Origin of the sequence: Nonlabens tegetincola (assembly GCF_002954355.1) — a bacterium.
GTDB classification, from domain to species: Bacteria; Bacteroidota; Bacteroidia; order Flavobacteriales; family Flavobacteriaceae; genus Nonlabens; species Nonlabens tegetincola.
On the sequence record NZ_MQVV01000003.1, the window covers coordinates 1 to 7,809 of the forward strand.

Genomic DNA, 7,809 nt, shown 5'->3' on the forward strand with positions numbered 1-7,809 from the left:
AGAAATGGACAGTACAGCTGTTAAAGAAATGGGCGCAGAAATGGCCAAAGCCATTCAAACGCTCTCCAAACCGCAGGAGAAGCTGAATTTACTTTACAATTCACTCGTACTGAATCCGTATATGAAGAGGTAAAGCACTGGAAAACCTCAACCTAAAATGGAGGGTTATCTATAACGATTAGTGGAGATGGTAGCGCTTATGGAACTACCTATAAAGACCTAGAGAAGGGAACTTATTTAAGGGAAGATAAGATCCAAGGAAAAGAATTTTTAATCAGTGATGATCTTGAAAAATGGGATTGGAAAATTACTGGGGAACAAAAGAAAATAGGGAATTACACTGCTATAAAAGCTACTTATGTAATTCCAAAGCCAGAACTCACTGAAGAGGAAAAGAAAGAAAAAGAAGAAAAGAGCAAAAAGAAGGAGTAAGTATATTAGACAGCATTCCACAAGAAGATACGGTAGTTACTGCTTGGTTTACACCCGAATTGCCAGTTCAAAATGGTCCAGGTTCCTACCACGGTTTACCAGGTTTGATTTTGGAAGTAAGTGACGGGTCTACCATTTTACTGTGTACCAAAGTGGAACTTAATCCAGAGAAATTCAAGCTTAAAAACCAAAAAATGGTAAAAAATATCATTAAGTGATTTTGAGGAATTACGTGAGAAAAACAAAAGAAATGATGGAACGTTTTAAAGGAAGACGTTCTGGCGACACTCAAGTAATCATGATTGGTGGATAAAGGTTAAAAGTTTCTTAACGCTTGAACTTTAATGGGCTTATGTAGTCCAACCCATTGTGGTAAAACCATATTAATCTAAAACCCGATTATGAAAAAGATATTTTTTGCTCTTATTGCACTGGCGGCAACGGTTGCGACTGCACAAGAGATTTCTGGCGAGGCTACCTACCTTTCTAAAACAAAAATGGACACCAGCTGGATGGATGAGAACCGTAATCTTACTCCAGAACAACGCAAGCGTATTGAACAAAACATGAAAAAGATGAGTGAAAAAACTTTTACACTCACTTTTAATCGTAACGAGTCCATGTACAAGGAAGAAAAAGAGCTGCAAACTCCAGGTCGTGGTGGTCGTGGCTGGGGAAATTGGATGGGTACCAGTATGTCAGGCGACAAATACAAAACTTAGAAGAAAAAGTATGGTTAGAAGAACGAGACATGTTCGGAAAACAATTTTTAGTAACTGATAGCCTGCATACTATTGAATGGGAGATCACGGGAGAACAGCGTCAAATAGGCCAATACCCAGCCATCAAAGCTATAGGAACTAAAAAGAACAATAGTTTGGATTGGAGTAGTTTCCGACGTCGTCAACCTAAAAATGCCGAAGAAAAGAAAAAGGATAGCATTGCCATGAAAGAAGGTCGTTTTGAAGACGTATACGAGCAAGCCGATGAAATTAAAGTCATTGCTTGGTTTACACCAGCTATTCCAGTACAACACGGTCCTGCAGAATATGGTGGTTTACCTGGTTTGATTCTTGAATTAAATGCAGGAGAAACTACGTTATTATGTAGTAAAGTCGTTATGAATCCGGCAGAGCCTGAGGAAATTAAAAACCTAAAAAAGGTGAGGTCATTAACGAGGAAGACTACAACGAATTGTTTACAAAAAAAATGCAAGAGATGCGCCAGCGTTTTAGAGGACGTGGTCGTCGTGGATAACATCTTAAAAACCCGAACATTTTAATCTACCTGTTCGGGTAATTTTTTACAACTTTACTTATGAAAAAGAATATTCTTATAGCCATTTTGTGCTTATTTGTTTTCGCTTTCGCGAAAGCGCAATCTGTTAAAATCACAGGAGTGGTGGCAGATAGTTTAGGAAATACGTTAGGTATGGCAAACGTAATCGCCTATCAACAAGATAAAAATTTAGGTGCCTTTGGTATCACAAATGATCAAGGTAAATACCAACTTTTGAATCTTAAAAAAGACAGTACATACATTCTCAAGGTGTCTTTTTTAGGATTGAAAACTATTGAGGATACTGTCAAAAACATCCAGACAGATCTAGTTAAAATTATATCATGTTAAATGGCGCCGATGAACTTGACGCAATTAACATTGTCTATGAGATGCCGGTTTCTATAAAAGGTGATACCATCGTTTACAATGCCGATAGTTTTACCAATGGAACTGAGGATAAACTAGAAGATACCCTTAACAAATTACCAGGTGTTGAAGTAAATGAGGACGGAGACATTCTTGTAGAAGGTAAACAGGTTGAGAAAGTCATGGTAGAAGGTAAAGATTTCTTTGAAGGTGATAGTCGCTTAGCTACAAAAAACATCCCAGCAGATGCAATTGATAAAGTACAGGTTCTTAGAATTATAATAATCGCAGCCAATTAAAGGGTCTAGGGAACGATCAAGATAGAGTCGTGATTAATTTGAAGTTGAAAGAAGGGAAAAGAAATTTTGGTTTGGAGAAGCTACTGTAGGAGCTGGTTATGGTGGTGACAAAGCTAGGTATATCATCCAGCCTAAAGCCTTTTATTACAGTGAAGATTTCTCAATGAATATTTTAACTGACTTTAATGATTTAGGAACACCTGCTTTCACTGGTCGAGATTACTTTAGATTCATAGGTTTTAGTCGTCGCGATACAAGACAGAACAATTCTAGTATAAACGTTCAAGCTCAAAACCCTTTAAACGTATTTCAGGGTAATCGAGCCCTTAATATAGAGAGCCAGTTTGGTGCACTTAACACATCATGGTCGGTTAATAATAAGTTGGATATAAGTTCATTTGCCATAGTTTCTAAAACACAATCGATACTCGCAGTACGAGCAGAAGAACCTTTGTGGATAATTCTAATACTGAGGAAACGGATAATAGAGGTGTAGATGAAACAGTTGCCGCTTTATTTAAATTGGGAGCAGAGTATAACCTACTGATGCGTTTACTCTAAGTTATGATGGAAGATTCAATTATGCAGACCAGCAAGGTGTAAGTGATTTAAGTTCTATTGATCGTGAAGCAGATCGTAGTATAGATACTCGTGATGAACAACAGCCTATTACGTTTAACCAGTCTTTAAATATGTACTACACCGCAAACGAGAAAAACATTTTTGCGTTTGAAAGTCAGTTTTTGAATCAGTACGAGGATCCTTTTTACAATGCAGTTTTAGATATAGATCCTTTTGACCCAACCACAAATACGGAACCTTTTAACGGTAGACTAGGTATAGGTGAGCAGGATATTTATAATATCAATCAAGAACAATTTGTTAACACAAATAAGTTGGATGCAAAGCTGGATTATTACTATGTATTAAAAAAAAAAAGTAATTTAAACTTTACTGTAGGAACAAGTTATGTGTCTCAAAACTTTGATTCAGATATATTTGAGATTCAAGCAGATGGAACTCGTAACGAATTACAAGATTCAAATTTACGCAATGATGATGTGAACTTTGATTTCTTAGACGTTTATGGAGCTGTTCATTATAAAGCTATTTTAGGTAAGTTCACCATAACACCTGGATTAACTGCGCATTCATTTCAAACAAAGGACAGACAGAATGGAGTTACTAATACTATCGAAACGGAACGTGTTGTACCGGACGTAGAAGTACGTTACGATTTTAGAAGTTCAGAAACTTTGACACTTAACTACGATCAAAATGTAACTTTTAATGATGTAAATAGTTATGCCAATGGTATTTTATTTAGAGGTTATAGTTCCCTACAAAGCGGTAACAATCAGATAGAAGGAGCTTTGAATGATCGAGTAAGATTAAGCTATCGTAACTTCAACATGTTTAATTACACTACCATATTTGGTAATGTTACCTACACCCGATTAACTGATGCTATTCAAATGAGTGGCTTTTAGATGTATCAATCAAGTTTCTCGACCAAAGACCAGTTGCACTTAAAGCTTCATTAGGCAATAATGCATTTATAGGACGAGAAATTGATTGATACATCTAAAGCCCTTCATTTTGAATAGCATCAGTTAATCGGGTGTAGGTAACATTACCAAATATGGTAGTGTAATAAACATGTTGAAGTTACGATAGCTTAATCTTACTCGATCATTCAAAGCTCCTTCTATCTGATTGTTACCGCTTTGTAGGGACTATAACCTCTAAATAAAATACATTGGCATAACTATTTACATCATTAAAAGTTACATTTTGATCGTAGTTAAGTGTCAAAGTTTCTGAACTTCTAAAATCGTAACGTACTTCTACGTCCGGTACAACACGTTCCGTTTCGATAGTATTAGTAACTCCATTCTGTCTGTCTTTGTTTGAAATGAATGCGCAGTTAACCAGGTGTTATGGTGAACTTACCTAAAAAGCTTTATAATGAACAGCTCCATAAACGTCTAAGAAATCAAAGTTCACATCATCATTGCGTAAATTTGAATCTTGTAATTCGTTACGAGTTCCATCTGCTTGAATCTCAATATATCTGAATCAAAGTTTTGAGACACATAACTTGTTCCTACAGTAAAGTTTAAATTACTTTTTTTGTTTAATACATAGTAATAATCCAGCTTTGCATCCAACTTATTTGTGTTAACAAATTGTTCTTGATTGATATTATAAATATCTGCTCACCTATACCTAGTCTACCGTTAAAAGGTTCCGTATTTGTGGTTGGGTCAAAAGGATCTATATCTAAAATGCATTGTAAAAAGGATCCTCGTACTGATTCAAAAACTGACTTTCAAACGCAAAAATGTTTTTCTCGTTTGCGGTGTAGTAATATTTAAGACTGGTTAAACGTAATAGGCTGTTGTTCATCACGAGTATCTATACTACGATCTGCTTCACGATCAATAGAACTTAAATCACTTACACCTTGCTGGTCTGCATAATTGAATCTTCCATCATAACTTAGAGTAAACGCATCAGTAGGGTTATACTCTGCTCCAATTTAAATAAAGCGGAACTGTTTCATCTACACTCTATTATCCGTTTCCTCAGTATTAGAATTATCCACAAAGGTTCTTCTGCTCGTACTGCGAGTATCGATTGTGTTTTTAGAAACTATGGCAAATGAACTTATATCCAACTTATTATTAACCGACCATGATGTGTTAAGTGCACAAACTGGCTCTCTATATTAAGGGCTCGATTACCTGAAATACGTTTAAAGGGTTTTGAGCTTGAACGTTTATACTAGAATTGTTCTGTCTTGTATCGCGACGACTAAAACCTATGAATCTAAAGTAATCTCGACAGTGAAAGCAGGTGTTCCTAAATCATTAAAGTCAGTTAAAATATTCATTGAGAAATCTTCACTGTAATAAAAGGCTTTAGGCTGGATGATATACCTAGCTTTGTCACCACCATAACAGCTCCTACAGTAGCTTCTCCAACCAAATTTCTTTTTCCTTCTTTCAACTTCAATTAATCACGACTCTATCTTGATCGTTCCTAGACCCTTTAATTGGCTGCGATTATTATAATTTCTAAGAACCTGTACTTTATCAATTGCATCTGCTGGGATGTTTTTTGTAGCTAAGCGACTATCACCTTCAAAGAAATCTTTACCTTCTACCATGACTTTCTCAACTGTTTACCTTCTACAAGAATGTCTCGTCCTCATTTACTTCAACACCTGGTAATTTGTTAAGGGTATCTTCTAGTTTATCCTCAGTTCCATTGGTAAACTATCGGCATTGTAAACGATGGTATCACCTTTTATAGAACCGGCATCTCATAGACAATGTTAATTGCGTCAAGTTCATCGGCGCCATTTACATGATATAATTTTTAACTAGATCTGTCTGGATGTTTTTGACAGTATCCTCAATAGTTTTCAATCCTAAAAAAGACACTTGAGAATGTATGTACTGTCTTTTTTAAGATTCAAAAGTTGGTATTTACTTGATCATTTGTGATACCAAAGGCACTAAATTTTTATCTTGTTGATAGGCGATTACGTTTGCATACTAACGTATTTCCTAAACTATCTGCCACCCTCCTGTGATTTTACAGATTGCGCTTTCGCGAAAGCGAAAACAAATAAGCACAAAATGGCTATAAGAATATTCTTTTTCATAAGTAAAGTTGTAAAAAATTACCCGAACAGGTAGATTAAAATGTTCGGGTTTTTAAGATGTTATCCACGACGACCACGTCCTCTAAAACGCTGGCGCATCTCTTGCATTTTTTTTGTAAACAATTCGTTGTAGTCTTCCTCGTTAATGACCTCACCTTTTTTAGGTTTTTTAATTTCCTCAGGCTCTGCCGGATTCATAACGACTTTACTACATAATAACGTAGTTTCTCCTGCATTTAATTCAAGAATCAAACCAGGTAAACCACCATATTCTGCAGGACCGTGTTGTACTGGAATAGCTGGTGTAAACCAAGCAATGACTTTAATTTCATCGGCTTGCTCGTATACGTCTTCAAAACGACCTTCTTTCATGGCAATGCTATCCTTTTTCTTTTCTTCGGCATTTTTAGGTTGACGACGTCGGAAACTACTCCAATCCAAACTATTGTTCTTTTTAGTTCCTATAGCTTTGATGGCTGGGTATTGGCCTATTTGACGCTGTTCTCCCGTGATCTCCCATTCAATAGTATGCAGGCTATCAGTTACTAAAAATTGTTTTCCGAACATGTCTCGTTCTTCTAACCATACTTTTTCTTCTAAGTTTTTGTATTTGTCGCCTGACATACTGGTACCCATCCAATTTCCCCAGCCACGACCACCACGACCTGGAGTTTGCAGCTCTTTTTCTTCCTTGTACATGGACTCGTTACGATTAAAAGTGAGTGTAAAAGTTTTTTCACTCATCTTTTTCATGTTTTGTTCAATACGCTTGCGTTGTTCTGGAGTAAGATTACGGTTCTCATCCATCCAGCTGGTGTCCATTTTTGTTTTAGAAAGGTAGGTAGCCTCGCCAGAAATCTCTTGTGCAGTCGCAACCGTTGCCGCCAGTGCAATAAGAGCAAAAAATATCTTTTTCATAATCGGGTTTTAGATTAATATGGTTTTACCACAATGGGTTGGACTACATAAGCCCATTAAAGTTTCAAGCGTTAAGAAACTTTTAACCTTTATCCACCAATCATGATTACTTGAGTGTCGCCAGAACGTCTTCCTTTAAAACGTTCCATCATTTCTTTTTGTTTTTTCTCACGTAATTCCTCAAAATCACTTAATGATATTTTTTTACCATTTTTTGGTTTTTTAAGCTTGAATTTCTCTGGATTAAGTTCCACTTTGGTACACAGTAAAATGGTAGACCCGTCACTTACTTCCAAAATCAAACCTGGTAAACCGTGGTAGGAACCTGGACCATTTTGAACTGGCAATTCGGGTGTAAACCAAGCAGTAACTACCGTATCTTCTTGTGGAATGCTGTCTAATATACTTACTCCTTCTTTTTGCTCTTTTTCTTCTTTTTCTTTCTTTTCCTCTTCAGTGAGTTCTGGCTTTGGAATTACATAAGTAGCTTTTATAGCAGTGTAATTCCCTATTTTCTTTTGTTCCCCAGTAATTTTCCAATCCCATTTTTCAAGATCATCACTGATTAAAAATTCTTTTCCTTGGATCTTATCTTCCCTTAAATAAGTTCCCTTCTCTAGGTCTTTATAGGTAGTTCCATAAGCGCTACCATCTCCACTAATCGTTATAGATAACCCTTCCATTTTAGGTTGAGGTTTTTCCAGTTGCTTTACCTCTTCATATACGGATTCAGTACGAGTGAATTGTAAAGTAAATTCAGCTTCTCCTGCGGTTTGGAGAGCGTTTTGAATGGCTTTGGCCATTTCTGCGCCCATTTCTTTAACAGCTGTACTGTCCATT

Annotated in this window: 9 protein-coding genes and 1 pseudogene; 7 read left to right on the forward strand and 3 right to left on the reverse strand. The window is 36.4% G+C overall.

From position 1 onward, the window contains the following. Positions 1-306: 306 nt before the first annotated feature. The 7 genes and pseudogenes from BST93_RS14725 to BST93_RS00145 all read left to right on the forward strand — a co-directional run bounded on the left by BST93_RS14725 (position 307) and on the right by BST93_RS00145 (position 3,868). Positions 307-650, forward strand: a pseudogene (locus tag BST93_RS14725) (GLPGLI family protein). Positions 651-833: 183 nt separating this feature from the next. Beyond that, the gene (locus BST93_RS14275) at positions 834-1,154 is read left to right on the forward strand and encodes a hypothetical protein (protein WP_219843726.1); all 321 of its coding nucleotides are present in this window, start codon (positions 834-836) and stop codon (positions 1,152-1,154) included. A 29-nt stretch (positions 1,155-1,183) separates the two neighbouring features. After that, positions 1,184-1,714: a GLPGLI family protein gene (locus tag BST93_RS14280; protein ID WP_219843727.1), complete on the forward strand. Its 531-nt coding sequence runs from the start codon at positions 1,184-1,186 to the stop codon at positions 1,712-1,714. 35 nt (positions 1,715-1,749) lie between these two features. After that, a complete protein-coding gene (locus BST93_RS00130; RefSeq protein ID WP_105017642.1) occupies positions 1,750-2,061 on the forward strand; it encodes a carboxypeptidase-like regulatory domain-containing protein in 312 nt (103 codons plus the stop codon). Next, positions 2,055-2,378 (forward strand): hypothetical protein, encoded by a 324-nt coding sequence (locus BST93_RS00135; RefSeq protein ID WP_105017643.1) that lies wholly within the window; start codon positions 2,055-2,057, stop codon positions 2,376-2,378. The genes BST93_RS00130 and BST93_RS00135 overlap by 7 nt, the downstream gene beginning before the upstream one ends. Positions 2,379-2,541: 163 nt before the next feature. Next, on the forward strand, positions 2,542-2,874 hold the full coding sequence (locus tag BST93_RS00140) for a hypothetical protein (RefSeq protein WP_105017644.1): 333 nt from the start codon (positions 2,542-2,544) through the stop codon (positions 2,872-2,874). Positions 2,875-3,070: 196 nt separating this feature from the next. Continuing rightward, positions 3,071-3,868: a hypothetical protein gene (locus BST93_RS00145; RefSeq protein WP_105017645.1), complete on the forward strand. Its 798-nt coding sequence runs from the start codon at positions 3,071-3,073 to the stop codon at positions 3,866-3,868. 1,532 nt (positions 3,869-5,400) lie between these two features. Here BST93_RS00145 and BST93_RS14075 read toward each other — a convergent pair. The 3 genes from BST93_RS14075 to BST93_RS00155 all read right to left on the reverse strand — a co-directional run. Beyond that, a complete protein-coding gene (locus BST93_RS14075; protein WP_181072493.1) occupies positions 5,401-5,550 on the reverse strand; it encodes a hypothetical protein in 150 nt (49 codons plus the stop codon). A 561-nt stretch (positions 5,551-6,111) separates the two neighbouring features. After that, positions 6,112-6,969, reverse strand: a complete 858-nt coding sequence (locus tag BST93_RS00150; RefSeq protein ID WP_105017646.1) for a GLPGLI family protein — start codon at positions 6,967-6,969, stop codon at positions 6,112-6,114. Between the two features lie 89 nt (positions 6,970-7,058). Beyond that, positions 7,059-7,809 (reverse strand): GLPGLI family protein (locus BST93_RS00155; RefSeq protein WP_105017647.1); only part of this gene is annotated, 751 nt, incomplete at its 5' end.